This window comes from Myxococcus sp. MISCRS1 (assembly GCF_026626605.1).
Lineage (GTDB): Bacteria > Myxococcota > Myxococcia > Myxococcales > Myxococcaceae > Myxococcus > Myxococcus fulvus.
The window spans coordinates 6,161,030-6,187,739 of the sequence record NZ_JAPNKB010000001.1 but is presented as its reverse complement, the minus strand read 5'-3'; the positions used below and the strand labels follow the sequence as shown (position 1 = coordinate 6,187,739).

At 70.9% G+C, this 26,710-nt stretch carries 18 protein-coding genes; 14 read left to right on the top strand and 4 right to left on the bottom strand.

The features are described from left to right. Positions 1-154 precede the first annotated feature (154 nt). From OWM54_RS24560 to OWM54_RS43420, 4 genes are all read left to right on the top strand, one after another. A complete protein-coding gene (locus OWM54_RS24560) occupies positions 155-2,419 on the top strand; it encodes a family 2 encapsulin nanocompartment cargo protein terpene cyclase (RefSeq protein ID WP_267699069.1) in 2,265 nt (754 codons plus the stop codon). A gap of 60 nt (positions 2,420-2,479) precedes the next feature. After that, positions 2,480-3,877 (top strand): family 2B encapsulin nanocompartment shell protein, encoded by a 1,398-nt coding sequence (locus OWM54_RS24555; protein WP_267697269.1) that lies wholly within the window; start codon positions 2,480-2,482, stop codon positions 3,875-3,877. A 31-nt stretch (positions 3,878-3,908) separates the two neighbouring features. After that, on the top strand, positions 3,909-5,309 hold the full coding sequence (locus OWM54_RS24550; RefSeq protein ID WP_267699068.1) for a family 2B encapsulin nanocompartment shell protein: 1,401 nt from the start codon (positions 3,909-3,911) through the stop codon (positions 5,307-5,309). A 415-nt stretch (positions 5,310-5,724) separates the two neighbouring features. Continuing rightward, complete coding sequence (locus tag OWM54_RS43420) at positions 5,725-6,057, top strand: methyltransferase domain-containing protein (protein ID WP_420715344.1); 333 nt, start codon at positions 5,725-5,727, stop codon at positions 6,055-6,057. Here the strand turns inward: OWM54_RS43420 and OWM54_RS24545 are convergent. Further along, positions 6,002-7,444 (bottom strand): RluA family pseudouridine synthase, encoded by a 1,443-nt coding sequence (locus OWM54_RS24545; protein ID WP_267699067.1) that lies wholly within the window; start codon positions 7,442-7,444, stop codon positions 6,002-6,004. The genes OWM54_RS43420 and OWM54_RS24545 overlap by 56 nt on opposite strands. Positions 7,445-7,463: 19 nt before the next feature. Next, positions 7,464-9,416: a hypothetical protein gene (locus OWM54_RS24540; protein WP_267699066.1), complete on the bottom strand. Its 1,953-nt coding sequence runs from the start codon at positions 9,414-9,416 to the stop codon at positions 7,464-7,466. Positions 9,417-9,625: 209 nt separating this feature from the next. Here OWM54_RS24540 and OWM54_RS24535 point away from each other — a divergent pair, with 209 nt between their 5' ends. The 10 genes from OWM54_RS24535 (at position 9,626) to OWM54_RS24490 (ending at position 25,122) form a co-directional block, all read left to right on the top strand. Continuing rightward, positions 9,626-10,099 (top strand): chemotaxis protein CheW, encoded by a 474-nt coding sequence (locus tag OWM54_RS24535; RefSeq protein ID WP_141332646.1) that lies wholly within the window; start codon positions 9,626-9,628, stop codon positions 10,097-10,099. Further along, positions 10,096-11,850 (top strand): CheR family methyltransferase, encoded by a 1,755-nt coding sequence (locus OWM54_RS24530; RefSeq protein WP_267699065.1) that lies wholly within the window; start codon positions 10,096-10,098, stop codon positions 11,848-11,850. The genes OWM54_RS24535 and OWM54_RS24530 overlap by 4 nt, the downstream gene beginning before the upstream one ends. After that, a complete protein-coding gene (locus OWM54_RS24525; protein WP_223751894.1) occupies positions 11,850-12,461 on the top strand; it encodes a chemotaxis protein CheW in 612 nt (203 codons plus the stop codon). Before OWM54_RS24530 ends, OWM54_RS24525 begins: the two co-directional genes overlap by 1 nt. Further along, positions 12,458-14,101 (top strand): methyl-accepting chemotaxis protein, encoded by a 1,644-nt coding sequence (locus OWM54_RS24520; RefSeq protein ID WP_223783945.1) that lies wholly within the window; start codon positions 12,458-12,460, stop codon positions 14,099-14,101. The genes OWM54_RS24525 and OWM54_RS24520 overlap by 4 nt, the downstream gene beginning before the upstream one ends. Then, entirely contained in the window at positions 14,101-16,764 is a 2,664-nt protein-coding gene (locus tag OWM54_RS24515; protein WP_267699064.1) for a hybrid sensor histidine kinase/response regulator, read from the top strand. The genes OWM54_RS24520 and OWM54_RS24515 overlap by 1 nt, the downstream gene beginning before the upstream one ends. Beyond that, a complete protein-coding gene (gene cheB / locus OWM54_RS24510; RefSeq protein WP_223751897.1) occupies positions 16,761-17,825 on the top strand; it encodes a chemotaxis-specific protein-glutamate methyltransferase CheB in 1,065 nt (354 codons plus the stop codon). Before OWM54_RS24515 ends, cheB begins: the two co-directional genes overlap by 4 nt. A gap of 104 nt (positions 17,826-17,929) precedes the next feature. Next, complete coding sequence (locus OWM54_RS24505) at positions 17,930-19,630, top strand: ATP-binding protein (RefSeq protein ID WP_267699063.1); 1,701 nt, start codon at positions 17,930-17,932, stop codon at positions 19,628-19,630. A gap of 35 nt (positions 19,631-19,665) precedes the next feature. Further along, positions 19,666-21,150, top strand: a complete 1,485-nt coding sequence (locus OWM54_RS24500) for a potassium/proton antiporter (protein WP_223751899.1) — start codon at positions 19,666-19,668, stop codon at positions 21,148-21,150. 111 nt (positions 21,151-21,261) lie between these two features. Then, positions 21,262-23,046 carry a monovalent cation:proton antiporter-2 (CPA2) family protein gene (locus OWM54_RS24495; RefSeq protein ID WP_267699062.1) on the top strand — a complete coding sequence of 595 codons (1,785 nt, stop codon included), beginning with the start codon at positions 21,262-21,264 and terminating at the stop codon, positions 23,044-23,046. A 555-nt stretch (positions 23,047-23,601) separates the two neighbouring features. Further along, positions 23,602-25,122: a PAS domain-containing sensor histidine kinase gene (locus OWM54_RS24490; RefSeq protein WP_267699061.1), complete on the top strand. Its 1,521-nt coding sequence runs from the start codon at positions 23,602-23,604 to the stop codon at positions 25,120-25,122. On the opposite strand, the gene OWM54_RS24485 is transcribed toward OWM54_RS24490, so the two are convergent. Further along, a complete protein-coding gene (locus tag OWM54_RS24485; RefSeq protein WP_141330647.1) occupies positions 25,086-25,478 on the bottom strand; it encodes a response regulator in 393 nt (130 codons plus the stop codon). The two genes, OWM54_RS24490 and OWM54_RS24485, sit on opposite strands and share 37 nt — an antisense overlap. Positions 25,479-25,503: 25 nt before the next feature. Further along, on the bottom strand, positions 25,504-26,625 hold the full coding sequence (locus OWM54_RS24480) for a PilZ domain-containing protein (RefSeq protein WP_223751902.1): 1,122 nt from the start codon (positions 26,623-26,625) through the stop codon (positions 25,504-25,506). Between the last annotated feature and the right edge of the window lie 85 nt (positions 26,626-26,710).

The following is a 26,710-nucleotide window of genomic DNA, read 5'->3' as shown; positions in this document are numbered from 1 at the left end:
ACTCCCTTCTTCTCATCCTATGAAGAAGGTGAGTCATCGTTCATCCCGCCATGTCTTATCTCGCGGATAAAACATCTTACAGAGTCAACGATGATATCCGTGGAAGTGCCAACAAGACGACAGTACAAGCCCTGGCAGTCAACGAGGGGTGAGCATGTCCAAGGCGCGTCAGAAGCAACCATTCCAGCTGCCTGAGTTCTACGTGCCGTGGCCGGCGCGGCTGAACCCGAACCTGGAAGCCGCCCGTGTGCACACCAAGGCGTGGTCCTACCAGATGGGCATCCTGGGGCCGCCGAGGGACGGGACGGACCGGGAGGTCTGGTCCGAGCGCCGCTTCGACGGCATGGACTACGCGCTGCTCTGCGCGTACACGCACCCCGAGGCGCCGGGGCCGGTGCTGGACCTGGTCACGGACTGGTACGTCTGGGTCTTCTACTTCGACGACCACTTCCTGGAGGTCTTCAAGTACTCGCGCGACGTGAAGGGCGGCCAGGCCTACCTGGACCGGCTGCCGCTGTTCATGCCGCTGGACATGAGCCAGACGCCGCCGGAGCCCGTCAACCCGGTGGAGCGCGGCCTGTGGGACTTGTGGCAGCGCACGGTGCCCGCCATGTCCATGGACTGGCGCCGTCGCTTCTTCGAGAACACCAAGCACCTGCTCGATGAGTCGATGTGGGAAATCGAGAACATCAGCGAGGCGCGCGTCTCCAACCCCATCGAGTACATCGAGATGCGCCGCAAGGTGGGCGGCGCGCCCTGGTCCTCGGATTTGGTGGAGGTGGCCGTCGCGGCGGAGATTCCGGACCGGGTGGTGAAGAGCCGGCCGATGCGCGTCTTCAAGGACACGTTCTCCGACGCGGTGCACCTGCGCAACGACTTGTTCTCCTACGAGCGTGAAATCCTGGAGGAGGGCGAGCTCTCCAACGGCGTGCTGGTGGTGGAGAAGTTCCTCGACTGCGACACGCAGCGCGCCGCGGACCTGGTCAACGACTTGCTGACGTCGCGGCTGCAGCAGTTCGAGACGACGTTCGCCACGGAGCTGCCGTGGCTCTTCGCGGAGTACGGACTCAACCCGGTGGAGCAGGCGCAGGTGCTCACCTACCTGCGAGGCCTCCAGGACTGGCAGTCCGGCGGCCACGAGTGGCACATGCGCTCCAACCGCTACATGAACCAGCACGCCGAGGAGCGCCCGGCGCTGTCCATTCCGGTGCCCGCGGGCCTGGGCACCTCCGCGCTCCGGCTGCCGCTGACGGCGGGCGCGCTGGGGATGGGGCCTCGCGCCCGCTCGTTGAGCCACACGCCGCGCCAGCACGTGGGCCCCACGACGTTGCCGAAGTTCTACATGCCGTACAGCACGTACCTCAGTCCCCACCTGGACCATGCGCGGAGGGCCTCCAAGGCCTGGGCGCGGAAGATGGGCCTGCTGGAGGTGGTGCCCGGCGTGGGCTTCTACGTCTGGGATGACCACAAGTTCGACGCGGCGGACGTGGCCCTCTGCGGCGCGCTCATCCACCCGGACGCGACGCCCGAGCAGTTGGAGCTGACGGCCTGCTGGCTGGTGTGGGGGACGTACGCGGACGACTACTTCCCCCTGCTCTACGCGAACACCCGGGACATGGCGGGCGCCAAGGCCTTCACCGCGCGGCTGGGGCAGTTCATGCCGGACGACGTGGAGACGGCCAGCGCCGCGGTGCCCCTCAACCCGGTGGAGCTGAGCCTGGCGGACCTGTGGAAGCGCACGGCGGGCCCGCTGACGCCGCGCGGCCGAAAGCTCTTCCGCAAGGCCATCCAGGACATGACGGACAGCTGGGTGTGGGAGCTGAACAACCAGCTGCTCAACCGCGTGCCGGACCCGGTGGACTACGTGGAGATGCGCCGCAAGACGTTCGGCTCGGACCTCACCATGTCGCTGGCGCGCCTGTCCCACGGCGACGCGGTGCCGGAGGACGTCTTCAACACCCGCACGTTGCGGGCGCTGGAGAACTCCGCCGCGGACTACGCCTGCTTCGTCAACGACCTGTACTCCTACCAGAAGGAGATTCAGTTCGAGGGTGAGCTGAACAACTGCGTTCTCGTCGTGCAGAAGTTCCTGGGCGTGGACAAGGACGCGGCGGTGCAGGTGGTCAACCAGATGATGACCGCGCGCATGAAGCAGTTCGAGCACCTGGTGGCCAAGGAGCTGCCCGCCGTCATCCGCACCTTCGAGCTGGACGAGAAGGCGCAAGGCAAGCTGCACAAGTACGTGGAGCAGTTGCAGCAGTGGATGGCGGGCATCCCCCGGTGGCACGCGGGCGTGACGCGCTACACCGAGGTGGAGCTCATCCACGACGCGGCGCCGAAGCTCAAGACGGGCAAGCCCGCCCCGCTGGGCACGTCGGCGATGCGCATCGCCGAGCTGCTTCGCGCCACGCGCCCCTGAGAAGTCCCCAGACACATTCCGAAGTGATTTCGAGTCTTCAACTCCGAAGAAGGGTGACCCATGTCCAATGATTCGAAGAAGTTCGACGACAACAACCAGAGCCTGGGCACGCAGGCGGCGCGGCAGCTGGCGACGACGACCAAGTCCGAGCCGCAGATGCAGGGCATCTCCTCGCGGTGGCTGCTCAAGCTGCTGCCGTGGGTGCAGGTGTCCGGCGGCACGTACCGCGTCAACCGCCGCATGACGTACGCGGTGGGCGACGGCCGCGTCACCTTCACCAGCACGGGCGCCAAGGTGGCGGTGATTCCGCAGGAGCTGGGCGAGCTGCCTCTCTTGCGCGGGTACGAGGACGTGGACGCGCTCACCGCGCTGGCCAACCGCTTCGAGCAGAAGGAGTTCAAGGCGGGCGAGGTCATCACCGAGGCGGGCAAGGAGGCCGACTCCATCGTCCTCATCGCGCACGGCAAGGTGAACCGCATCGGCACCGGCAAGTACGGGGAGCCGGTGGTGCTGGAGACGCTGGCGGACGGCGACCACTACAGCTACCAGGCGCTGCTGGAGTCGCAGGACTACTGGCAGTTCACCGCCAAGGCCGTCACGCCCGTGATTGCGCTGGTGCTCCAGCAGTCCGCCTTCGAGACGGTGGTGGCGCAGGTGCCGTCGCTGCAGAAGCACCTCGAGAAGTTCAAGGCGCGCGCCAAGAAGAAGCAGGACCACTCGGGCCAGAAGGCGATTGAGCTGGCGGCGGGCCACCACGGCGAGCCGGTGCTGCCCGGCACCTTCGTGGACTACGAGACGAGCCCCCGCGAGTACGAGCTGTCCGTCGCCCAGACGGTGCTCCAGATTCACACCCGAGTGGCGGACCTCTTCAACGACCCGATGAACCAGACGCAGCAGCAGCTGCGCCTGACGGTGGAGGCGCTCAAGGAGCGCAAGGAGCACGAGCTCATCAACAACCGCGAGTTCGGCCTCCTGCACAACGCGGACCTCAAGCAGCGCATCCACACCCGCTCGGGCGCGCCGACGCCGGACGACATGGACGAGCTGCTCGCGACGGTGTGGAAGGAGCCGTCGTTCTTCCTGGCGCACCCGCGCGCCATCGCCGCCTTCGGCCAGGAGTGCAACAAGCGGGGCATCTACCCCACCAGCGTGGAGATGAACGGCAACCACGTGCCCGCGTGGCGCGGCGTGCCGATTGTTTCCTGCAACAAGCTGCCCATCTCCGAGACGCGCACCACGTCCATCATGCTGATGCGCGCGGGCGAGAAGAACCAGGGCGTGGTGGGCCTGCACCAGGCGGGAATCCCCGACGAAATCGAGCCCAGCCTCAACGTGCGCTTCATGGGCATCAACGAGAAGGCCATCATGAACTACCTGGTGACGGCGTACTTCTCCGCGGCGGTGCTGACGCCGGACGCGCTGGGCATCCTGGAGAGCGTGGAGCTGGGGCGCTCGTAGTCGTCGCATCCGAACCAAGGAGGACGACTTCATGGCGAATCCAGACAGAGAGCTGACGGCCCACGAGGGCACCAGCCTGAGCACGGCCGGCGCGCGGCAGCTGGCGACGACGACGAAGACGCAGCCGGTGATGCAGGGCATTTCGCCCCGCTACCTCTTGAGCATCCTGCCGTGGGTGCAGGTGTCGGGCGGCACGTACCGCGTCAACCGGCGGCTGACGTACGCGGCGGGTGACGACCGGCTGAACTTCAGCAACATCGGCGTCAAGGTGGAGGTGATTCCGCAGGAGCTGCTGAAGCTGCCGCTGATGCGGGGCTTCCAGGACGCGGATGACCTGCTCATCCGCACGCTGGCGGGACGCTTCACCCAGCAGCAGTACAAGGCCGGGGACGTCATCGTCGAGGCGGGCACGTCCGCGCACCAGGTGTTCCTCATCGCGCACGGCAAGGCGCAGAAGCTCTCGAAGGGCAAGTACGGCGACCCGCTGGTGCTGGACACGCTGGCGGACGGCGACCACTTCGGCGACCAGGCGGTGGTGGAGTCCAACGACGTGTGGCCCTTCACCGTCAAGGCGCTCACGGCCTGCACGGTGATGGCGCTGCCGCAGGACGTGTTCGAGGCGCTCATCGTCCAGTCCCCGGCGCTCAAGGCGCACGTGGACGGCTACAAGGCGAAGCTCAAGAAGCCCCAGGACAAGGCGGGCCAGGCGGCCATCCCGATGTCGGCCGGCCACCACGGCGAGCCCGTGCTGCAGGGTGGCTTCGTGGACTACGAGCTCAAGCCGCGCGAGTACGAGCTGAGCGTGGCGCAGACCATCCTTCGCGTGCACACCCGCGTGTCGGACATCTTCAACGACCCGATGAACCAGACGCAGGAGCAGCTGCGGCTGACCATCGAGGCGCTGAAGGAGCGCAAGGAGTGGGAGCTCATCAACAACCCGGAGTTCGGCCTGTTGCACAACGCGGACCTCAAGCAGCGCCTCAACACGCGCTCGGGGCCGCCGACGCCGGACGACATGGACGAGTTGGTGACGCGCCGTCGCAAGACGCGCTACTTCCTGGCGCACCCGCGCGCCATCGCGGCGTTCGGCCGGGAGTGCACCAGGCGCGGCCTGTACCCGACGGTGGTGGACGTGGGCGGGGCGAAGTTCCAGGCGTGGCGCGGGGTGCCCATCCTCCCGTGCGACAAGCTGCCCATCAGCCGGGAGAACACGACGTCCATCATCGCCATGCGCACCGGCCAGGAAGACCAGGGCGTGGTGGGCCTGCACAACGCGGGCATCCCGGATGAAGTGGAGGCGAGCCTCACCGTCAAGCGCATGGCCATCAACGACCAGGCCCTCACCCAGTACCTGGTGAGCACCTACTACTCCGCCGCCGTGCTCGTCCCCGACGCGCTGGGCGTGCTGGAGAACGTGGCGCTCGGCGGCTGAGCCGCTCCGCCGCGTGAGACATCAGGACGGGCCCGGTGCGCTCCACCGGGCCCGTCGTCGTTTCACGAAGGGCCCCGCAATGACAGACAGGCCCACACCGGCGACACCTCGTTCCCCGCACCGGACCTGCCCCCCTCGTCCAATCCCGCCAAGCGCTGAAAGACCTCTCCCGAGTGGCTCGTTCAGGAAACCAGCCCTCGGGATGTGGGATGTGCTCGCCCCGTGAACACTGTCCTTGGATGAAGACAGACACCGGAGACGAGACATGAGCGCGGACACCACCGGGTATCAGCCAGGCCACTCGGACGAGGAGATGAGGCGATGGAGTACCAGGCGAGCGTCTTCCGTCCGCTGACGGAGGGCGTGCTCCGGGCCGCGGGGCTGCGGCCCGGGATGCGGGTCCTGGACGTCGGCTGTGGCGTGGGGAGGTGAGGTGAGCCCCCTCACCGCGGAGTTCGTCGGTCCCTCGGGCGAGGTGGTGGGCATCGATGGCGCCGCGCAGTCCCTCGAGTGGGCCTGGCGCCGCGCTCGGGAGCGAGGGCTGTCGCAGGTACGGTTCCAGCATTGCGACATGGCGTCACTGCCGCGAGAGCGAGTCTTCGACGCCGTGGTGGAGCGACAGGTGCTCGTCCGTCAGAAAGACCCGCTCCTCTTCATATCCAGCGGATGGCTTGAGACGCTCGGCCGTCACGTCAGAAGGGGGCTGGGGCGTGGAAGTCGTGTCGCGCGCCCGTGCGCGGATGCGTGAAGACGAGTCCCTCGGCGTGCAATCGCCAGGGCCCGGCTTCGCTCCCGAAGCGGGTGTCTCCGACGATGGGGGCACCGAGCCCCTCGGGATGCGCGGTGTGGATGCGCAGCTGCCAGGCGTGGCGCGTCCTCGGCCAGAGCCAGACGCGCGTGCGGCCCACGTGTGACTCCACGACACGCCAGTCCGTCACCGCGTGCTTGCCGTGGGCGCGACCCGCCAGGGACTCGAGCGCGCCGGAGGTGGTGCCTCGCAGCGGCAGGTCGATTCGGCCCTCCGTGCCCGGGAGTCCCCCTTCGACCCAGGCGACATGGCGATGCTCCGCTTCCCCCCGCGCGAGCTGGCGCTGGAGCGCGGCCCGCGTCTCGACGTCCCGCGCGAGCACCTGGAGGCCGGAGACCTCCGCGTCCAGCGCGTGGAGGAAATGCGCGGAGGTCAGCTCGGGGTAGCGCGACTGGAGGCGGACGAGCACGGAGTCCCGGCCCGGGGCATGACGCCCCGGCACCGAGGCGAGCCCCGCGTCCTTGTCCACCACGAGCAATGCCGCGTCCTCGTGCACCACCCTCACCGCGCCTCCGGTGGGGAGCGGCGGAGCGGGGTCCACGTCGAGCCCCTCCAGCATGAAGCCGAGGACCACGCGGCACTTGCTGTCACACGCCGGGTAGTACGCCCCGGAGACCCGGCCGCCGCCCTCGGGCTGTGCGCCCCACCAGAACTCCGCGAGCGCGAGGGGCTTCAGGCCATGACGGTAGGCCTGCGCCAGCAGCTTGGGCGCCGCGCACTCCCCCGCGCCTCCGGGGACGGGACGCGGGTCGAACAGGCTCGCCAGGGGGACCCAGCCTCCTCGCGCGTTGGGGATGTCGTAGTCCCAGGTGAGCCGGTGCCACAGGGCCCGTGAGCGCTCCGCGCGTTCATGGGACAGGGCGTCTCGACGTTCGCTGAGCGCTCGTGCCCGGGCGCTGGAGGGCCCCGAGTCCAGGACGGCGCGCTCGTGGTCCTTGGACAACTCGCGCAGCCGGTGGCCCAGCTCGGCCAGCTCCACTTCGCCCCGGGGCAGGAAGGTCTTTCGCGCGCTCAAGTCGAAGAGTGGGGGCGCGAAGCCGTCCACCTCCCAGCGGCCTCCGAGCATCCCTGAGAAGGCGCTCAGGAAGCCTGGTGGCCCTTGCGGCGTGGAGACGACCAGGACGCCGAACATCTTTCCTCCACCCGGACGCCACAGGGACTCCCAGCGAGGGGCCTCGAGCTCGAGGCGCTGACGGAGCATCTCGGCGGCCCTCCGGGCGAGCGGCCCGGGCGCCCCGGGCGCGAAGGGGCTGGGCAGACGCGGGGGCACCTCTCCGGGCAGGGGCGGGGAATCGAAGAGGCGCGGGGACAGGGGTGGCTCGCTCACGGAGCCGCCTTCAAGCGCGTCACTTCACTTTGCCGGTCTTCTTCGCGGGTTTCTTCGAACCCATGAAGAGCCGTTCGAGCACCAGTACGGGAAGAACCCGAGCATTGCCCTTGGGGTCGATATACTCCACTTCATAGGCATCCAACCCCGAGGACAACAATGGCTTCGCCCTCTTGCGGAGCGTCCCTGAGCGTGGAGCATCTCCCGCCTCGGGGATCTCACCCGTACTCGACACACTCCAGCAGATGAAGGCATCAATCGCATCGAAGAAGTGATTGATGGCGCGGCTACCTTGGAGCGTGAACTTCAACTCCACCCGCGCGCAAGCCCTGGGCGGCTCGAATAGCTTGTGGTCGACAACCTGTGCTATCGCATCCACGCCAAGGCGGGTGTCGTACTCAATTACCCGCAGCGGTACGCGATACCGTCCGGACAACACCATGTAAAGCAGGAAGACCTCCTGCTCGTTGGTGGGCTTGGGCAAGCGCAGAGAGGCTTCGTCATCGAGAAATTCGAGCGCAGTGACCTGAGTCGGCTGGACGTCGTTCCCACTCTTCTTGAACCATTGGGTGACCGCCTCCTCTCGGACGTTCATCGCGTCGATTTCCTTCGAGCGTCGCCCTTGGACCACGGCCGTCTGCAGGTTCATGATCCATTCGCGGAACGCATCCTCCTTGAGCGCCTCCGCGATTCTGTCGGAGACCAGGGAGATGATGCGCTCCTCGTGCTCGCGGACATTCGCCACGCCGTTGCGATTCGCCGTGAGCACCAGCGCTTGGTGATTCACGAAGACCTGCCAAAAGCGGGTTCGACTTAGGTCGAAGCGCAGCCTCTTCTTTACCTTTTCGGTCGCGCTGGTCAGCGCGGCCTGAAGCAGGTCATTGCGCTGCACGGCCGGAACGAAGTCCTTGCACAACCAGAGGCCAAACCGCTCATCGAAGTCGTACTCGCCTCCGACCGGCGCACGAGAGCCTTCCAGGTAGGAGTTGAGCTGTCGGCGCTGTCCCTCGACCCGAATCACCATGGCATACGGCGATTCGTCCATGAAGCTCTCGACAGTCGTCAGACAGAGCGCGGTCAGGTCATCGCGAACGCGGACAGCTCCTCGCTCCGCCTCGTGATGGTCGGCGAACCGATGACCGAAGGCCGCCATCCCTGGGTTTATCCTGGCCCAGTGGTCCTTGTCGTCCTTCCATGCAAGCAGGAAGTCAGCGGCGGGTTTGGTGGGGCCGAACCCCAGCGGTCGATATGCATCCTCTCCATTGATACGCAGGTAGACCGTCAATGGGACGAGCGGCGAATCATGAATGCGAAGCCGAGCCAGGTCCTTCTTCTCATGGACGACATCGTGGAACTCACGCCTGGACCGGAACACGCCGGAGCGGACGTCTCCGAGGACCGTGAACCAGTCGCAGTAGGTCTCGATGGCGCGGCGTGACATGAACCGCTCGGCCGCATCACGGAAATGGCAACCCTCGACCAGGATCGCCACGCCCTTGCGCGACAGCAAATCCAGGCTCGCGAGTTCAACGCTCAATGGATGGTCCGCAGGTAACGAGACCTGCTCCACGTCCTTTGAATCGGATTCGATGGGATTCTCGAGCGTCGTCAGCGTCCACTCAGATGCCCCTTCGACGCGAGAAGCGACGCTCAAGCGCTTCGCGGCGAAGTAGAGCTTCGTGCCATGTCCTTTGTAGCCAATGGCATTCCCACCGGGAGGTTTCACCGAGGCGGAGATTCCCCAGAAAGCCTCAAGCTGGGCCTCGGTCATCCCGTCCCCGTCATTGATAAGCATGACGTCGATGGGGAGCAGTGGCGGCGCTCCCCGACGGGTACGAATCCACACCGAGGACGCACCGTGGTCCCGGGCGTTGGCCAGGGCCTCACGGATGAGCTCAAGCGCGTCCACCTTGTTGTTGGCGAGTTCGCGAACGAGATTACGTTGGTCGATCTTCCGGTGGATGCGCGTCATCGGTGGGATGGCACCATACCTCTGGGGGGGCCTCGTCGGTAGCGACATGCCGCTCCAACCTGGTCGTCCGTCGCCCCCCTCTTGACCGACCAGGGGGACACGGGCGGTGAGACACGGGGCTTGCGCCATTGGGCACTGGTGGACAGAGGACGTGCGGGGTCCACGCCGGGTTCGACAGCCCGCAAACCAGCGTCTATGTCCTCCCTTGCATGGTGTCCGCTCCGCGAGAGGTGCTGCTGTTCACCCTGGCAGGTCAACGCTACGGCCTCCCCACCGAGGACGTGCGTGAGCTGGTGCGCGCCGTGCGCCTGACACCCCTGCCCCAAGCACCGGATGTCGTCGAGGGACTGCTCAACCTGCACGGTCAGCTGCTCCCCGTGCTCGACCTGCGCCGGCGCTTCCGGCACCCCGCCCGGCCCCTGTCCTCCTTCGACCACCTCATCATCGCCCAGGCCGGCCCCCGACAGGTCGCCCTGCGCGTGGACCGCGCCGAGGGCCTGCGGGTGGTCGCCCCCGAGGAGTGGGACGAGACGCCCCGCGAGCTGCCCGGCGTCGGCTACGTCACCGGCGCCGCCAAGCTGGAGGACGGCCTGGTCCTGGTCCACGACCTGCGCGGGTTCCTCTCCGAGGCCGAGTCCCTGGCCCTGGACGCGGCGCTCGCGTCCTCGACGGAGCGTGCGTGAGGCAAGGGCCGTGGAGCCATCCGGGCTTTCCCGCCGTGCTCGCGCTCGTCGAGGAGCGCGCGGGGCTCGCTCCACCCTCCTGCCCCGCCTCCGCCGAGGAAGGCATCAGCCGCGCCATGGCTCGCGCCGGCGTCCGGGACTTCGAGACCTATCGCCTGCGCATCAGCGATGACGCGGCCGCGATGGACGACCTGCTCACCGAGCTCACCATCGGTGAGACGTACTTCTTCCGCACCCCCGAGCACTTCGAGCACCTGCGCCGCGTCGTGCTCCCCGGTCTGCGCGAGCGCCATGGACAGGACTACAGCGCGCGCCTGTGGAGCGCGGCGTGCTCGTCCGGCGAGGAGCCGTACTCGCTGGCGGCCCTGATGATGAACGAGGGCTGGGGCCAGCACATGACGGTGCTCGCCACGGACGTGTCGCGCACGGCGCTCGCTCGCGCACGGCGCGCGCACTACGGCGAGTGGTCCCTTCGGGGCCCCTGGGCCGAGCGGATGCGCGCGCACCTGCGCCCCGAGGGCCGCCAGTACATCCTGGCCCCCGAGGTGAAACAGCACGTGCGCTTCAGCTACCTGAACCTCGCGCTCGACACGTGGCCCTCGCCCGACTCCGGCATCTGGCGGCTGGATGTCGTGTTCTGTCGCAACGTCCTCATCTACTTCAACGACGCCACCATCGAGGCCGTGGCCCGCCGCCTCCATGCGTCGCTGACGGAGGGAGGGTGTCTGTTCACCGGTCCCTCGGACCCGCCGCTCGGGGGGCTGGCTCCGCTGGAGCCCGTGCTCACCGAGTGGGGCGTGTTCTATCGGCGGCTTCCTCCCGGCACCACCGTGGCCGTTCCCGATGGGGCGCCGTTCGGCGCGCACCCGGCGGGTGCGGCGCATGAGGGTCATGGGGCTCGGGCACCGCATGAAACGTGGCCGTCGCAGCCCGTGGGCGGCGCCTGGGCGCAGGGCTCGGGCGCTCATCCCGAGGCGGGTGGCGCGGGACAGGGTGGCGCGTTTCAGCGCGGGCCGGGCGCTCCGTACGATGCGGGCGCGTTTCAGCGCGAGCAGGGCTCTGCGCGCGATGCCGGCGCCGCGACAGGCGATGCCGGTGCGTTCCAGCGCGGGCCAGGCTCCGCGCAGGATGCCGGCTCCGCGGGCGCGTTGCCGGGTCAGGCGGGCGCAGTCAACCGCGGACCGGGCGCCTCGTCCGCGGCCACGGTTTCCGGTGCGAACACGCAGGGCTCCGCGCCTCGTGGCCCCCACCCCCGGGTCCTCCATCCCGCGGAGCTGTCCACCGCGCGTCGCGCGCTGGAGCGCGGCGACTGGCGCGAGGCCGCGACACGGTTGGGCGCGCTGGACCCCGACCCGGACATCGCCACCACCGCCGTGCGCGCCATCGCCAACCTGGATGCCCAGGCCGCCCTCTACGTCAGCGCCGAGGCCGCCACCCGCCATCCGCTCGTGCCCGGCCTGCGCTACCTCGAAGCCCTCCTCCTCCTCGGCCAGGGCCGCCTCCCCGACGCCGAGCGCGCCGTCCGTCAGGCCCTCTACCTGGAGCCCACCCTCGCCGTCGCCTGGCTCGTCCTCGGACGCGTGCTGCGCCGGCTCGGCGACCTCCCCGGCGCCCGGAAGGCCCTGCGCGAGGCCGAGACGCTCTGCGAGGCCCTGCCCCCCGACACCGCCGTGCCACTCGCGGAGGGCGAGCGCGCACGTGAGCTGGCACGCGCCGCCCGCGACGAGCGCGTCCGCATGGAAGGCTCCTGATGCCGCACTCCAAGAACATCGACTGGACCGCCGTCCGGGCCCGGCTCGCCGAGCTGGAGTCCTCTCGCGAGGCCCAGGGCGACCTCACCCCCGAGGAGGAGGCCGCGCTGCTCGACGAGCGCGCCCGCGCCCTCGGCCGCCCCCTCACGCCCGACCTCGCCCCGGACACCCTGCGCGAGGTGGTGCGCTTTGGCGCCTCCGGCCAGACCTACGCCCTGGAGTCCCGGTTCGTGCTCGAGGTCGTCCGCTCCGCGGAGGTCATCCCCCTGCCCGGCGCCCCCGCCGCGCTGCGCGGCCTCACGCTGCTGCACGGGGAGGTGCTCCCCGTCGTCGAGCTGGCTCCGCTCTTCGGCCGCGCGCCGTCGAGCGCCACCGGCCCCCTGCTCGTCGTGGGCACGCACCGGGCCGAGCTGGGCGTGCGCACCGAGGAAGTCCAGGAGGTCACCCAGGTGTCCAGCCTGGACCTGCTGCCCACCCCCGAGGCCCTCGTGGATACCGCCGGCGGTCTGGTGTTCGCGGCCGACAGGGATGGAACTCTCTTGCTGGAGGGCGACGCGTTGCTGAGTGACAGTCGCCTCGTGTTCGATTTGTCCGACGAAGGAGTCGTATGAACATCGGGAACCGCATCGCGGTCGGCTTCGGACTCTCATTGATGGTGCTGCTCATCCTGGCCGTCGTCGCGTTCCAGGGAGCCCGCCAGCTCAACGAGACCACCGAAGGCCTGCTCAAGGCCCACGAGAACTACAAGCTGGTGCGCGAGGTGCGCGCGCTCATCGTCGACGCGGAGACGGGACAGCGCGGCTTCCTGCTCACCGGCGAGGACTCCTACCTGGAGCCCTATCAGCAGGCGGTCGCCACGCTCCAGCAGGACATCAACCTGCTGCGCGACGCGATGGCGCCCTTCCGCCAGCAGCGCGACCGCATGGTGCGCCTGGAGCCGCTCATCACGGGGCGGCTGGCCCTGCTCGAGGAGGGCATCCGCCAGCGCCGCGACAAGGGCCTGGAGAACGCGCTGCCCATCGTCCGGGGGCACCGGGGCAAGGAGCTGATGGACCAGATTCGCGGCGTCATCAACGAGATGCTCGCCGAGGAGCAGGAGCGCTGGAAGGAGCACGCCGACGCCGCCCAGGCCGCCGCGCGGCAGATCATGTGGGTGCTCGCCATCTGCGCCGTGATGGGTCTGCTCATCGTCTCCGTGGGCAGCTACGTCATCACCCGCAGCATCACCGTGCCGCTGCGCCGGCTGATGCTGGGCGTGGAGCAGCTGGGCTCGGGGAAGCTGGCCCACCGCATCGACATCAAGGGCCGCGACGAGACGGCGGAGCTGGCGCGCGCCTTCAACGACATGGCCGAGCGCCGTCAGCAATCCGAGGCGCAGATCGCCCGGCAGTCCGAGCAGCGCGAGCACACGCTGCGCACCGTGGCGGAGTTCGTCAATCAGCTCGCGGGCGCCAGCTCGCAGATTCTCGCCAGCACCACCGAGCAGGTGGCCGGCGCCCAGGAGCAGGGCAGCGCGGTGACGGAGACGGTGAGCACCATCGAGGAGATCACCAAGACGTCCGAGGAGGCCGCCGGCCGCGCGCGCAACGTCAGCGACTCCGCGCGCCACGCCGAGGAGGTGGGCCGCTCCGGCCGTCGCTCCGTGGAGGAGGCCGTGTCCTCCATGGGCACCGTGCGCGAGCAGGTGGAGTCCATCGCCCAGCGCATCCTCGCGCTCGCCGAGCAGGCGCAGGCCATCGGCGACATCATCACCACCGTCAACGACATCTCCGAGCAGACGCACATGCTCGCGCTCAACGCCTCCATCGAGGCCAGCCGCGCGGGGGAGAACGGCCGGGGCTTCGCCGTCGTCGCCGCCGAGGTGAAGGCGCTGGCGGACCAGTCCAAGAAGGCCACCAGCCAGGTGCGGCAGATTCTCGGACAGATTCAGAAGGCCACGCACGGCGCGGTGATGACCACCGAGGAGGGCACCAAGAGCGTGGCCACCGCCACCCGCGTGGTGTCCGAGGCGGGCGCCACCATCCAGACGCTGTCGGACCTGCTCGCGCAGGCGTCGCTCACCGCCGCGCAGATCGCCGCCTCCGCCAACCAGCAGGCCACGGGCATCGCGCAGATCCGCCAGGCCATGCATGACGTCAACCAGGCCACGCAGCAGGGCCTGTTGTCGTCGCGCCAGACGGAGCGGGCCATGCAGGACATCAACGGCATGGGGCAGAAGCTCAAGGGTCTGCTCGAAGAGTACGGCCGCTGATGGACCGCGACAGGCTCGCACAGGCGTTGCTCGCCACGTTCCTCGAGGAGCTCGAGGGACATGTGACGTCGCTCAACCGCGACCTGCTCGCGCTGGAGCGGGAGCAGGGGACACCGCCCGCCACCGAGCGCGTGTCGGCGCTCCTGCGCACGCTGCACAGCGTGAAGGGCGCCGCGCGTGCGGCCAGCGCCCTCCTGGTGGAGACGGCCTGTCACCGGCTGGAGGAGGTGCTCGAGCCCTTGCGCGACCGGCGCACCGCGCCTCCGGAGCTGTATGAGCTGTGCTTCGCCGCCGTGGACGCGCTGGACGACGCGGGGCGGCGGCTGGCTTCGCGGCAGGAGCTGACGGGCTCGCCGCTGGAGTTGCTGCTGCCGGACCTGGAGCGCGCGGCCCAGGACGCGGCGGCGCCGGCACGTCCCTCGGCGTCGGAGGGCTCGCGCACGAGCGGGAGCGTGGGCAACTCGGGGGCCGGCGGTGCGGCGTCCGCGCACGACGGGGGCGCCTCACGCGCGCCGGGTGCCAGCGGGCCTTCCTCCACGCGTGACGCGGGAGGTTCACGCGCTCCGGGCGCCGGCGGTGCGGAGTCCTCTCGCGACGGTGGAGGTTCACGCGCTCCGGGCGCCGGCGGTGCGGCGTCCGCGCACGACGGGGGCGCCTCACGCGCGCCGGGTGCCAGCGGGCCTTCCTCCACGCGTGACGCGGGAGGTTCACGCGCTCCGGGCGCCGGCGGTGCGGAGTCCTCTCGCGACGATGGAGGTTCACGCGCTCCGGGTGCCGGCGGCGCGGAGTCCTCTCGCGACGGTGGAGGTCCACGCGCTCCGGGTGCCGGCGGCGCGGAGTCCTCTCGCGACGGTGGAGGTTCACGCGCTCCGGGTGCCGGCGGCGCGGAGTCCTCTCGCGACGGTGGAGGTTCACGCGCTCCGGGTGCCGGTGGTGCGGACGCCTCTCGTGACGCGGGGTCCTCTCGCGCTCCGGGCGCGGAGCCGTTGGAGTCCTCGTCCGGTGGCGCCGGCCTGGAGACGACGCTGCCGGTGCGCGTGTCCGCGCAGAAGCTGGACGCGCTCTTGTCGCGCAGCGGCGAGCTGCGGGTCGCCGCGCTGCGACTGGAGGGCCGCGCCGAGACGCTGGAGACGGTGCGCGAGGAGCTCGCCCGCGTGCGCGACGCCGTGCGCGGCACCGACGGCGAGGCCGCGCTGCGCCGCGCGGAGACGGAGCTGGCGCGGGTGGCGCGCGAGCTGGCCGCTGACCAGCGCGCCCTCGGCGGCGTGGCCACCGGCATGGATGACGAGGTCCGCCGCGCGCGCACCCTGCCCTTCGTCGAAGGCTGCAGCGGCCTGGAGCGCGCCGCGCGCGACGTGGCCCGCTCCGAGGGCAAGAAGGTCCGCCTGGAAATCCAGGGCGGCGCGCTGGAGCTGGACCGCTCCCTGCTCCAGTCCCTGCGCGAGCCGATGCTGCACCTGGTCCGCAACGCCGTGGCGCACGGCCTGGAGTCCCCCGAGGAGCGCGAGCGCGCGGGCAAGCCCGAGGAGGGGCTCGTCACGCTGTCGGCGCGCCTGCGCGGCAGCCGCGTGGAGGTCACCGTGGAGGACGACGGGCGCGGCCTGGACCTCCAGGCGCTGCGCGCGCGCGCCCTCGAGCGGGGCATCGAGGTCCCCGAGGACGACGCGGACGCGGCGCGGCTCGCCTTCCACGCGGGCCTGTCCACCACGTCGCGGGTGACGGAGGTCGCCGGGCGCGGCGTGGGCCTGGACGTGGTGCGCACCCAGGTGGAGACGATGCGCGGCACGGTGGAGGTGGCCACCGAGCCCGGCAAGGGCGCGCGCTTCACGCTCGACGTGCCCCTCACGCTGAGCACCCTGCGGGTGCTGCTGGTGTCTACCGGAGGACAGACGCTGGCCCTGGCCAGCGAGGGCGTGGCCCGGCTGGTGCGGCTGGCGCCCGAGGAGGTGCGCGACGTGGAGGGCCGCCCCACCTGGGTGGCCGAGGACGCGCTGGTGCCCCTGGCCTCGCTGTCGGACGTGCTGGGCCTGCCCGCGGGGCCTCCGCGTCAGCGCCGGGGAGCGGTGGTGCTGGCGGCCGGCACCGCGCGCGCCGCGCTGGTGGTGGACGAGGTGCTGGCCGAGCAGGAGGCCCTCGTCCGCGCGCTGGGCCCCCGGGTGCGCCGCGCGCGTCACGTGTCGGCGGCGGCGGTGCTGCCGGACGGACGGCTGTCCCTGCTGCTCAACCCCGCCTCGCTGGTGCGGGCCGCGGGGGGACGACCCTCCACGGCGCTGTTCCCCACCCCGGCGGCCCGGGCGGCGCGGCGGCGCATCCTCCTGGCGGACGACTCGCCCACCACGCGCGCGCTCGAGCAGAGCATCCTGGAGGGCGCCGGCTACGACGTGGTGGCGTGCGCGGACGGGGCCGAGGCCTGGGAGCGGCTGCAGACCGTCGGCGCCGAGGCGCTCGTGCTCGACGTGGAGATGCCGCGCATGGACGGCATCGCGCTCACCGAGGCCGTGCGTGCCTCCCCCCGCTTCTCGCGGCTGCCGGTGGTGCTGGTCACCGCCCGGGGCAAGCCCGAGGACAAGGCGCGCGGGCTGCAAGCGGGGGCCAGTGCCTATCTTGTGAAAAGCGCGTTCGACCCGACGAGCCTGCTGGAGACCCTGAGACGACTGCTATGAGGACTGAACCGTTGCGCATCGTGGTGGCCGAGGACTCGCCCACCGCCCGCCGGCTGCTGGTGGAAATCCTGCGCGCCGACCCCGCGCTGAGCGTGGTGGGCGAGGCGAAGGACGGCGTGGAGGCGGTGGAGCTGGCCCAGCGGCTGCGGCCCCACCTGGTGACGATGGACATCCAGATGCCGCGCATGGACGGCCTGGAGGCCACGCGCCGGATCATGACGGAGGTGCCCACCCCCGTCGTCGTCGTGTCCACGCTGGTGGAGCGCGACATCCAGACGTCCATGGCCGCGCTGCGCGCCGGCGCGCTCGCGGTGCTCCAGAAGCCCCTGGGCCCCGAGTCCCCGGACTTCGACGCGGAGAGCCGTCGACTGCGCGACACCCTGAAGGCCATGGCGGAGGTGAAGGTGGTGCGCCGCTGGCCGGACCGGGGCACCGCGCCCGTGCCGCCTCCTCCCGCCACGCCCGCGCCCCGCAAGTCGCCGCCGCGCACGGCGGTGGTGGCGCTGGCGGCGTCGACGGGAGGACCGGCCGCGCTGTTCCGGCTGCTGTCGGAGCTGCCCTCGGACTTCCCCTCGCCCGTGCTGGTGGTGCAGCACATCGCGCTCGGCTTCGGTCAGGGCCTGGCGTCCTGGCTGGCCACGGCGGGGCCCCTGCCCGTGCGGGTGGCGGAGGAGGGAGAGCTGCTCTTGCCCGGCCACGTCTACCTGGCGCCGGACGACCGACACCTCGGCATCCAGGACGGCCGCGCGCAGGTGTCCAAGGCGGCGCCCGTCAACGGCTTCCGCCCCTCGGCGACGTGGCTGTTCCGCTCGGTGGCCAGGGCGCATGGGGCGGAGTCGCTCGCGGTGGTGCTGACGGGCATGGGCCAGGACGGGCTGGAGGGGATTCGCGAGCTGCGCGAGGCGGGGGGCCGGGTGCTGGCGCAGGACGAGGAGTCCTCCGTCGTCTTCGGCATGCCGGGCGTGGTGGTGGGGGCGGGGCTGGCGGACGAGGTCGTCTCCCTGGCCTCGCTGCCCGCCCGACTGACGCTCGCCGTCCGGGCAGGCGCACAGTCGGGGTGAGCCATAATATCCGCTTGTTAAATCTTGGAGCCTGACTGGACACGGAGGAATGGTCTTCGTGTCGAGGGGTGTCAATATCCCATCAGGCCCATCCCCCCGTTCCAATGAGCACATCCCTGCCTTCCTTCCTGTCCGCCTTCATGGCGCTCCCCGACCCCGCCTACGTCCTGGACGCGGTGGGGCGACTCATGGCGACGAGCGCCTCGGGCGCACGGGCCTTCGGACAGGGGCCCGAGGGGCTGGTGGGCCGGAGCTGGAGTGAGCTGGGCCTGCCGGTCGAGGACGCCGCGAGGCTGGAGTCCGCGCGAGCGCGGGCCTCGTCGCTGGGGGACAGCGTCACGGTGGAGCTGCCCTGGCCCATGGATTCGGGCCTGCGGCGGCACGCGCTGGTGCTCACCCCGCTGCCCGCGTCCGACAGCGAGCAGGGCCTGGTGCTGGTGACGGCGCGGCCGCTGACGGAGGCGGAGGCGGTGTACTCGCGCGCGCTGGAGCTGGAGCAGCTGGCGCGCGCGGAGGTGGAGCAGGCCGAGCGTCGACGCTCGTTCCTCTACCAGGCGATGACGACGCTGTTCACCCACCCGCCCGACCCGCACGGCATGTACACGCTGCTGGCGCACCTGGCGGTGCCGGACCTGGCGGACTGGTGTCTGGTGGACGCGCTGGAGCAGGGCAACTGGGTGTCGCGGGTCGCGGTGGCGTGCCTGGACCCGACGCAGCAGGAGCGCGCGGCCGCGCTGCCCCAGCGGATGGAGCGGCGCGACGACGCGCCCGTGGGGCTCTTGCGCGTCCTGCGCACCGGGGAGCCGGAGCTGGTGCCGGCGGTGACGGACTCGCTGCTGCGCGCGGCGGCGGCCGAGCCCGCGCACCCGGCGCTCCTGCGCACGCTGCAGGCGCGCTCGTACATGATCATCCCGCTGCGCGCGCGCGGGAACACGCTGGGCGCGGTGACGTTCGTGGCCTCGGGCTCGGGCCGGCGGTACGGGCCGGATGACCTGGCGCTGGCGGAGGACCTGTGCCTTCGCGCGAGCCTGGCCATCGACAACGCGCGGCTGGTGGGCGAGTCGCGCCGCGCGGCCCGGGCGCGTGAGGACCTGCTCGCGGTGGTGTCGCACGACCTGAAGAACCCGCTGGGCGTGGTGCAGCTGGGCTCGGCGCTGCTCTTGCGCGGGCCGGGCGCGCGGCCGGGCGGGGAGATGGTGGCCAAGCAGGCCACGCGCATCCAGGACGCGACGGACCGGATGTCGCGCCTCATCTCGGACCTGCTGGACTGGGGACGGCTGGAGGCGGGGGGGCTGCCGCTGGAGCTGGGCGAGCATTCCATGACGGCGCTCGTGACGGAGGCGATGGACGCCATCCGGCCGCTGGCCGAGGCCAAGGGGCTGCACCTGCACACGCGCTCCACCGAGGACGACGTGCGCGCGAAGTGCGACCGCACGCGGGTGCTCCAGGTGCTGGGCAACCTGCTGGGCAACGCGGTGAAGTTCACCCCGCCGGGGGGAGACCTGGAGGCGGGGGTGTCCGTGCGCAACGGCGAGGTGTGCATCCACGTGCGCGACACGGGCTCGGGCATCGACCCGGAGGCGCTGCCGCACATCTTCGACCGGTACTGGCAGGCGCGCGACGCGGCCAGTCGGGGCACGGGGCTGGGGCTGGCCATCGCCAAGGGGCTGGTGGAGGCGCATGGCGGCCACATCCACGCGCGCAGCACGAAGGGCGAGGGCAGCACCTTCTCCTTCACGCTGCCGCTGACGGGCGTGTCCACCGCGCCGCACTCCGGCGCGTCCCGCGCGCGACTGGACGCCTGAGACGGGGCGAGGACGGCTAGAGTCCTCGCCCGGTCATGCCCATCACCACGGAGCCGCTCCCCACCGCGTTCCTGCTCGCCGTCTGCGGCGCGCTGCTGGCGCTCAGCGTGTTGTTCAGCCGGGCGTCCGGCCGCTTCGGCATCCCCGTGGCGCTCTTGTTCCTGGGCGTGGGCATGGCGGCGGGCTCGGACGGCCCGGGCGGCATCGCCTTCGACAACTACGGCTTCGCGTTCCGGCTGGGCACGGTGGCGCTGGTGCTCATCCTGTTCGACGGCGGGCTCAACACGCCCCTGGCCGCCATCCACTCCGCGCTGAAGCCGGCGGCGGTGCTGGCGACGGTGGGCGTGGTGGCGACCGCGGCGCTGATGGGCGCGGCGGCGCACTTCATCTTCGGCTTCGGGTGGACGCAGTCCCTGCTGCTCGGCGCCATCGTGTCGTCCACGGACGCGGCGGCGGTGTTCTCCGTGCTGCGCGGCAGCGGGCTGCACCTGAAGCGGCGGGTGGGCACGACGCTGGAATTGGAGTCGGGGTTGAACGACCCGATGGCCGTCATCCTCACCACGGGCCTGACGCACACGCTGGCGAGCGGCAAGCCGCCGGGGTGGGACCTGGCGGTGGAGGCGGTGGTGCAGATGGTGGTGGGCGCGGGGCTGGGGCTCGCGATGGGCATGGGCGCGAGGCTCCTGCTCAAGCGCCTGCGGCTGCGCGTGGCGGGGCTGTACCCGGTGATGACGCTGGCGCTGGCGCTGCTGTCCTTCGGCCTGCCCACGCTGCTGCACGGCAGCGGCTTTCTGGCGGTGTACGTGGTGGGCATCGCGCTGGGCAACGAGAGCATCCGCTACCGCACGGGCCTGCTGCGCGTGCACGACGCGCTGGCGTGGCTGTCGCAGGTGTTGATGTTCCTGGTGCTCGGGTTGCTGGTGTATCCGCGCAACCTGGTGGAGGTGGCGTGGGAGGGGCTGGGGTTGGGCCTGGTGCTCGCGTTCCTGGCGCGGCCGCTGGCGGTGTTCCTGTGCCTGCTGCCGTTCCGCTTCCCCTTCGGGGAGATGGTCTACACGGGCTGGGTGGGGTTGAGGGGCGCGGTGCCCATCATCCTGGCGACGTTCCCGGTGCTGGCGAACGCGCCGGGCTCGCGGGACATCTTCAACATCGTGTTCTTCATCGTGGTGGTGAACGGGCTCATCCCCGGGGCGACGGTGCCGTGGGTGACGAAGAAGCTGGGCCTGGCGGCCAACGTGCCCGAGCCGCCCCAGGCGGTGCTGGAGATTGCGTCCACGCAGCTGCTCAAGGGGGAGCTGAGCTCGTTCTACATCGACAAGGCGTCGGCGGTGGCGGGCGAGCGGCTGGCGGACCTGCCCTTCCCGCCGGGCTCGGCGGCGATGCTGCTGGTGCGCGGACAGGAGCTGCTCGCGCCCAAGGGCGACACCGTGTTCCAGCCCGGTGACCACGTGTATGTCTTCGGCCACGCGGAGGACCTGCCGCTGTTGCGCCTGCTCTTCGGGCAGCAGGAGGACGAGTAGGCACGCGTGCGCTGGGCCCGGCCGGAGCGCCGATGCTTTGCCGTCGAATCATTGGCGTGCCGCCGTGGCTGTGATTGCTCGTCCCAGGCGTCCGTGACAGGAAGCGGGTTCATGTCCTTCCTGCATCAGGCGCTGGTGTTCCTGGCAGCCGCGGTGGTGTCCGTCCCGCTGTTCAAGCGGCTCGGCCTGGGCTCGGTGCTGGGCTACCTCGTCGCGGGCGCCGTCATCGGCCCCTCGGGCGCGAAGCTCATCGGCGACGTGCAGAACGTGCTCCACTTCTCCGAGCTGGGCGTGGTGCTGCTGCTGTTCGTCATCGGCCTGGAGCTGCAACCCTCGCGCCTCTGGAGCCTGCGCCACTCCGTCTTCGGCATCGGCGGCGCCCAGGTCGTCGTCACCGGCGCCCTGCTCGCGAGCGTCAGCTGGCTGTTCGGCCTGTCCCCCGGGGCGGCCATCATCGCGGGCTTCGGCCTGTCGCTCTCCTCCACCGCCTTCGCCCTCCAGCTGCTCGCCGAGCGCAACCAGCTCACCACCGGCTACGGACGCCTCGCCTTCGGCATCCTCCTGTTCCAGGACCTGGCCGTCATCCCGCTGCTCGCGCTGCTGCCCCTGCTGGGCCACGCGAGCACCGCGTCACCCGAGCCCGGCTGGCTCACCGGCCTCAAGGTCGTGGCCGTGCTCACGGGCGTGGTGCTCGCGGGCCGCTTCCTCTTGCGCCCCCTCTTCCGCGCCGTGGCCTCGTTCCACAGCCAGGAGCTGTTCACCGCCACCGCGCTGCTCGTCGTCGTGGGCACCGCCGCCCTGCTCCACGCCGTAGGCCTGTCCATGGCGCTCGGCGCGTTCCTCGCCGGCGTGCTCCTGTCCGAGTCCGAGTACCGCCACGAGCTGGAGGCCGACATCGAGCCCTTCAAGGGCCTGCTGCTCGGCCTGTTCTTCATCGCCGTGGGCATGAGCGTCAACCTGCGCCTCATCGTCGAGCAGCCCGTGCTCGTCACCGCCCTCGTCCTGGGGCTGGTGGCCCTCAAGGGCGCCGTGCTCTACGGCCTGGGCCGCTTCAGCCTCAAGCAGAACGAGCCCTCGCTCAGCCTGGGCGTGGTCATCTCCCAGGGCGGCGAGTTCGCCTTCGTCCTCTTCGCGCTCGCCGTGTCCTTCCACGTCATGAGCGCCCAGGAGGCGGACCTGCTCGTCGTCGTCGTGGGCCTGTCCATGGCCACCACCCCCATGCTCTACGCGGCCTACGAGCGCTACGTCCGCCCCCGCTTCCAGAAGAAGGCCCAGACGCGCGAGTTCGACGTGGCGCCCCAGGAGGACCACCCCGTCATCATCGCCGGCTTCGGCCGCGTGGGTCAGGTGGTGGGCCGGCTCCTGCGCGCCAAGCGCATCGGGTTCACCGCCATCGACGCGAGCCCCGAGCACATCGACTTCATGAAGCGCTTCGGCAGCCAGGTGTTCTACGGCGACGCGTCCCGGCTGGACCTGCTGCGCGCCGCCCGCGCCGACAAGGCCCGCGTCTTCGTGCTCGCCATCGACGACATGGAGGCGTCCCTGCGCACCGCGAAGACGGTGAAGGAGCACTTCCCCCACCTGGTCATCTTCGCGCGCGCCCGCAACCGCGTGCACGCCTACCAGCTGCTGGACCTGGGCATCGAGCACGTCATGCGGGAGACGTTCGCCGGCAGCATGGAGCTGGGCGGCGACATCCTCCAGACGATGGGGCTCACCTTCTCCGAGAGCCACCGCGTCATGGAGCGCCTGCGAGAGCACGACGAGAAGCTCCTGCGCGAGACGGCCCGCTTCCACCGCGACGAGGCCAGGCTGGTGGAGGCCGCCGCCCGCGCCCGCAAGGAGCTGGAGCGCCTCTTCGAAGAGGACGACGCCGAGCAGAAGAAGTCCGCCTGAGCCGCCCCACCCTCGCGAGCCGGGTGCTCCCGGACAGCGCCCCTCATCACGTCCGACCTGGACTGACCCACCTCCCTGGGATTCCGGACTCCAGACGAAAACGCTACATCCCAGACCCACCCCGTTTCCCGGGTTATCTGAACCCGCATTCACCCCGGGCGCATCCGGCCGGCCGAATTGCAGTCACGCTGCAAGAACCGGCCGTTCGGAACGGCAGGCAGGGACCTGGAGCGCACCGAGCGAGGAAGGAGCAGCGGGGGCCGCTCGCGCCAGACACGGAGCGGAGTATGGTTCTGCCCGGATGCGTTTCGGCCTCACCGCAGCACTCAAGCCCACCCCCTTCCGTGCCTCGGCCCACGCGGAAGCGCGGGGATGCCACGCGCTGACGACGTCACCCCGTGCGCGGGGGACGGCCGCCGCGCCATGCCGCCCCTTTGCGCGGAGCACCTTCTCGACGAGGAGCCCGGAGAATCCCGAGGCAGCCTGTCCTCCCTCCTGACACGGCCCCGCCTCCTCTCCTCGACCTCCAGCTCCTCCCGCGAAAACCCACGACGCATGCCCTCCACCCCCGCCAAGAAGCGCCCGCGATCCCCGGCCCCGGCCCTCCCCTCCGAGGCGTCGGCCGGCGTACCGCTGCATGCGCTCCTGGAGGGACTGCCGGATGCGTTCTTCACGCTCGACGCCGGCTGGCGCTTCACCTACCTGAGCCCGCGCATGGCGGAGCTGCTGGAGGGCTCCGCCACGGTCGGCGACGACGTGCGCCGCGCGTGCCCCCAGCTGCTGGATTTGCGCCGCCACCTGCGCTTCGAGCAGCCCGCCACCCAGCAGCCCGCCACGCGCTTCGAGCACGGCTGGCCGGAGCGGGACTCGACGTTCGACGTGCGCGCGCGCGTGGTGCCCGGGGGGCTGTTGGTCCACTGCCGGGACATCAGCGGGGAGAAGCGCGCGAAGGAGGAGCTGCGCCGCGCCAGCGAGGTGTTCCGCGCCATCCACGAGGGGACGACGGACTCCGTCTACACGAAGGATTTGGAGGGCCGCTACCAGCTCATCAACGCCTCGGGCGCGCGCGCGGTGGGCTACGAGGTGGAGCAGATGGTGGGCCGCACGGACCACGAGCTGTTCGCGCCCGAGGTCGCCCGCGTCAACGCCGCCAACGACCGGGAGGTGCTCGCCTTCGGCCGCACCGTCACGTACGAGGACGCGCAGCCGGGCGTGGAGGGCCCGCGCGTGTGGCTGAGCACCAAGGGCGTGCTGCGCGACGGTGACGGCAAGGTGGTGGGGCTGTTCGGCATCAGCCGCGACATCACCCAGCGCAAGTGGGCCGAGGAGGAGGCGCGCCGCCACTCCGAGTTCCAGGAGCAGCTGATGGGCATCGTCAGCCACGACATCAGGAGCCCCCTGGGCGCCATCATGAACTGGTCGCGCGTCATGGCCGAGTCCGGCACCGCCGAGGACGCGCGGCGCACCAGCCAGCGCATCGCCACCGCGGCGGTGCGCATCGAGCGGCTCACGCGCCTGCTGCTCGACTTCACGCGCACCCGGCTGATGGGCGGCGTGGCGATTGAGCCCAGGCCCATGGACTTGAAGGACCTGGCGCTGCGCGTGGCGCACGAGTTCCGTGTGGCCTACCCCGAGCGCGTCATCGAGGTGGAGCACAAGGGCAACACGCAGGGCATGTGGGACCCGGACCGGCTGGGGCAGGTGGCCAGCAACCTGCTGGAGAACGCGCTGAAGTTCGGCCCCTCGGACACGCCGGTGAAGCTGGAGGTCCGGGCCACGCGCGGCAACAAGGTGGTGCTGGAGGTGCACAACGGCGGGCGGCCCATCCCCGCGCACCTGCTGCCGCACCTGTTCGAGCCCTTCCGCAGCGGCCCGCAGACGACGCGCACGCTGAAGATGAGCTACGGGCTGGGGCTCTACATCGTGCGGGAGATCGTCCAGGCGCACGGCGGGGGCATCGAGGTCAGCTCCACCGAGGAGGACGGCACGTCCTTCACGGTGACGCTGCCGCGCCGCTCGCTGCCCGCCCGGCCCCAGGCTCAGTCGCCGCGGGTGCCGCGCTCCGAGCCCAGGTAGCGGTTGAGCAGCGCCGCCAGCTCCGAGCCCGCGAAGGGCTTGGTGAGGTAGTCGGTGCAGCCGCTGTCGAAGCCCGCCTGCACGCTCGCGGGCTCCATGCGCGTGCTGCACAGGATGATGGGCGTGTGGCGCGTGGGCTCGCGCTCGCGCAGCGCGCGGCAGGTCTGCAGGCCATCCAGGTGCGGCATGTGGATGTCCAGCACGACGAGGTCCGGCGCCTCCACCTCCACGCGCGCCAGCGCCTCCAGCCCGTCGCGGGCGATGAGCGTCTCGTAGCCGCGCTCCACCATCATCATCTGGTGGAGCATCAACACCGTGTGCGAGTCGTCGACGAGCAGGACCTTCTTGCGCCGCATGACGTCTCCTCGATGGGACCAGGGCTCACGCGGGGGACGTGGCCTGGCAGAGCTGACGAAGGTGCATCAGGCGCGGAGGGCCCATGCCCAGGAAGCGCACCCCCATGCCGTGGGGCGCGCACAGGCTCTCGCGCTGCGCGCAGGGGTTGGCCCACGCCACCACGCCGTGGGACTCCAGCCGCTCACCCGTGGTGGGCAGGTGAAGCCGCAGCGTCACCGCCGCGCCGGGGCGCGCCGGCACCAGCGTGCGCACGAAGAGGCCCGCGGGGCTCATCGCGAAGGACACGCCCGACGTCCAGGGTGCGGCCTTGCTCTCGCCCTCCGCGAACTCCACCGGACAGCAGAAGGGCACCCGCTCCTCCACCCGGAGCGACGCGCCGTCGCGGCCCAGGAGCGTGTGCACGCGCGGCAGGAGCGCCCCCGCCCGCGCGCACTCCGCGGGCGTCACCGACAAGGTCGGCACTCCGTCCAGGAGCGCGCGCGCCGTGGCGCTCGCGCGGGCCCACACCCCACCCCAGGCGCCGTCACCCGCGACGACGAGCAGGTGGGGCCGGGCGCCGTGCTCCTCCACGCGCGAGGCGGCGCCCTCCACGGTGGCGCTGTACAGCAGGTGATGGCCACAGGCCTCCAGCAGCGAGCCCAGCCCCGTCCACGTGCGCGCGCCGCCCGCGCCCGCGAGCAGCACCACGCGCGGGCTGTAGCGCTCGCTCGCGGGGGCTGCGGGGCTCTTGCCCAGCAGCGCGGACAGCCGGGCGCGCACGGCCGCCTCGCTCACCGGCGTCACCAGGCAGTCCTCGATGCCCTCGGCGTCCGCCGCCTCCAGCACCTCCGCGGGCGTCTCCGGCTCGGCCACCAGCACCAGCGGCGCGCCGGACGCGCCCACGCGCGCCTTCAGCCCCCCCAGCCCTCCGGGGCCGCGCTCACGCACGTGCCGCCAGTGGACCAGCACCAGCCGGGGCCGGGCTCGCGAGGAGGGCTCACCCGCCACTCCACCCGCGACGGCCGCCTGCACCGGCTCACACCCCAGCGCCCGGGCGGCGCGCGACAGACACAGCCACGCCTCGCCCACCACGCCCACCCACAGCACACGAGGCGCCCCGGGCGTCTCGCCAATGACGGGCCGGACCGGGCCTGAGGCCATCCTCATGCGGATTCTCCGTGTCTGGTTCCCCCCGGCCCCGCCACTCGCGTTGTTGGCGAGATATGGGAAACAGCCACACGGTGAATACTCC